Annotated in this window: 3 protein-coding genes; all 3 read right to left on the bottom strand. The window is 48.1% G+C overall.

The window, feature by feature from the left end; genetic code table 11:
• Positions 1-89: GTP-binding protein (locus KIU71_RS11360; RefSeq protein ID WP_072292276.1), on the bottom strand; the 89-nt coding region annotated here is incomplete at its 3' end.
• Positions 90-149: 60 nt separating this feature from the next.
• Positions 150-2,252, bottom strand: coding sequence for an elongation factor G (fusA, locus tag KIU71_RS11355; protein ID WP_214131385.1), 2,103 nt, complete (start codon positions 2,250-2,252; stop codon positions 150-152).
• 24 nt (positions 2,253-2,276) lie between these two features.
• Complete coding sequence (rpsG, locus tag KIU71_RS11350) at positions 2,277-2,747, bottom strand: 30S ribosomal protein S7 (protein WP_214131384.1); 471 nt, start codon at positions 2,745-2,747, stop codon at positions 2,277-2,279.
• Positions 2,748-2,795: the final 48 nt, after the last annotated feature.

Raw genomic sequence — 2,795 nt, 5'->3', positions numbered from 1 at the left:
GCAGTTAGTGTCGTTTTACCGTGGTCAACGTGGCCGATTGTACCTACGTTTACGTGCGGCTTATTACGTTCAAACTTAGCTTTTGCCATTTTTCTCGCTTCCTAATTTAAAGCCCGACCCAAAATAGACCGGACCGAACCTTTAAAAAGTTACAGTCTCGCCTCAATAATCGCTTTGGCCACGTTGTTAGGTGCCTCTGCGTAATTGAAAAACTCCATTGAATACGACGCTCGCCCTTGAGTTGCTGAACGTAAGTCCGTCGCATATCCAAACATTTCGGATAAAGGCACTTTGGCACGTACTATTTTAACGCCCGCTATACCGTCATCCATTCCTTCGATGATACCGCGACGACGGTTTAAGTCGCCAACCACATCACCCATCCAATCTTCCGGCGTCGTCACTTCGACTTTCATCGTTGGCTCAAGTAATACTGGGTCTGCTTCAGCAGCCCCGTTTTTAAAGCCCATCGAACCCGCAATCTTAAACGCCATTTCAGAAGAGTCAACATCGTGGAATGATCCATCGAACAAAGTGACCTTAACGTCTAATACGGGGTAACCGGCAACTACGCCATTGCGCATTTGCTCTTGGATCCCTTTATCTACCGCAGGTATAAATTCTTTTGGAATTACACCACCTACAATAGCGTTTTCAAACTCATACCCTGCGCCTTCTTCCTGCGGCTCTATCCGCAGCCAAACGTGGCCAAATTGACCTCGTCCACCCGATTGACGCACAAATTTGCCTTCCACTTCCACTTTCTTGCGGATTGTTTCACGATAGGAAACTTGTGGATTACCCACCTTACACGACACGCTAAATTCGCGCTTCATGCGATCGACAATAATATCCAGATGCAGTTCACCCATGCCTGAGATAATCGTCTGACCGGTTTCTTCATCAGTATGCACACGGAATGAAGGGTCTTCCGCTGCCAATTTACTCAGCGCAATGGCCATCTTTTCCTGATCAGCGGTCGATTTTGGCTCCACCGCAATCGAGATGACCGGCTCAGGGAAATCCATACGTTCGAGCGTAATCACATGTGCGGGATCGCATAATGTGTCACCAGTGGTGACATCTTTCATGCCAATCGCTGCGGCTATATCGCCTGCGCGAACCTCTTTCAGTTCAGCGCGATCTTTTGCGTGCATCTGAACGATACGACCAAAACGTTCGCGCTTGCCTTTTACTGGGTTATATACCGTATCGCCGGTCTTTATCACACCCGAGTAACAGCGGAAGAACGTGAGCGTACCCACGAATGGGTCAGTCGCGATTTTAAATGCAAGCGCAGAAAACGGCTCGTTGTCGTCGGCATGCCGCTCGGCAGGCGTTTCATCTTTGTCATCCAACACGCCATTGATTGCTTGGACATCATTGGGTGCAGGTAAAAATTCAACAACAGCATCAAGTACCGCTTGAACGCCTTTATTCTTAAATGCCGAACCACAGGTCGCTAGCACAATTTCGTTATTCAATGTGCGCTTGCGTAAACCTTGCTTAATTTCCGCTTCGCTGAGTTCTTGCCCTTCGAGGTACTTGTTCATAAGCTCGTCAGACGCCTCGGCAGCGGCTTCAATCATTTCAGTGCGAAGCTGTTCAGCGCGTTCCAAGCTGTCAGCGGGAATATCTTCGTACGTAAACGTCATACCCTGATCAGCATCATTCCAATTGATGAATTTCATCTTGAACAGGTCTACAACGCCTCTAAAATTCTCTTCTGCTCCCACATTCATTTGAATGGGAACGCAGTTTGCGCCTAAGCGATTACGTATCTGCTTAACAACGCGGTCGTAGTCTGCACCGGCACGGTCCATCTTATTGACGAATACCATGCGCGGTACAGCATATTTATTGGCTTGACGCCATACAGTTTCAGATTGAGGCTCAACCCCTGACGAACCGCAAAACACCACAACAGCGCCATCCAGCACACGCAGTGAACGTTCAACTTCAATGGTGAAGTCAACGTGCCCCGGTGTATCTATGATGTTGATACGATGTTGTTCAAATTGCTGCTGCATACCGGCCCAGAAGCACGTAGTCGCAGCCGACGTGATAGTGATACCACGCTCCTGCTCCTGCTCCATCCAGTCCATTGTTGCTGCACCGTCATGTACCTCACCAATTTTGTGAGACATACCCGTGTAGAACAATACACGCTCAGTCGTTGTGGTCTTACCCGCATCGACGTGAGCGACAATACCGATATTGCGATACCGCTCAATAGGTGTTTTACGCGCCATGAATCGCTCTCAATTAAACTGTGTTTACCAGCGGTAGTGAGCGAATGCTTTGTTCGCTTCAGCCATACGGTGAACGTCTTCACGTTTCTTAACCGCAGAACCTTTATTTTCAGATGCGTCAAGCATCTCCGCCGCTAAGCGTGCCGCCATGGATTTTTCACCACGTTTACGTGCAGCATCTACCATCCAACGCATGCCTAATGCATTACGACGAACTGGACGAACTTCTACCGGAACCTGGTAAGTAGAACCACCCACACGGCGTGATTTTACTTCCACTGATGGGCGGATGTTGTCGAGCGCATCTTCAAATACATCTAGCTGTGCTTTGCCGGTTTTTTCAGCAACAATATCGAGTGCACCGTAAACGATTTTTTCAGCGGTTGATTTCTTGCCGTCGAGCATAACGACATTCATAAACTTAGCTAGTAACTGCGATCCGAACTTAGGATCAGGTAGGATTTTACGTTGACCTACGACTCTTCTTCTTGGCATCTTAATTCTCCGTGGAATTCAGGGATAACCCAAAACTCAAATATTTCA

The organism is Alteromonas oceanisediminis, assembly GCF_018474025.1.
Lineage (GTDB): Bacteria > Pseudomonadota > Gammaproteobacteria > Enterobacterales > Alteromonadaceae > Alteromonas_E > Alteromonas_E oceanisediminis.
This window is presented reverse-complemented; position numbering and strand designations above follow the sequence as displayed.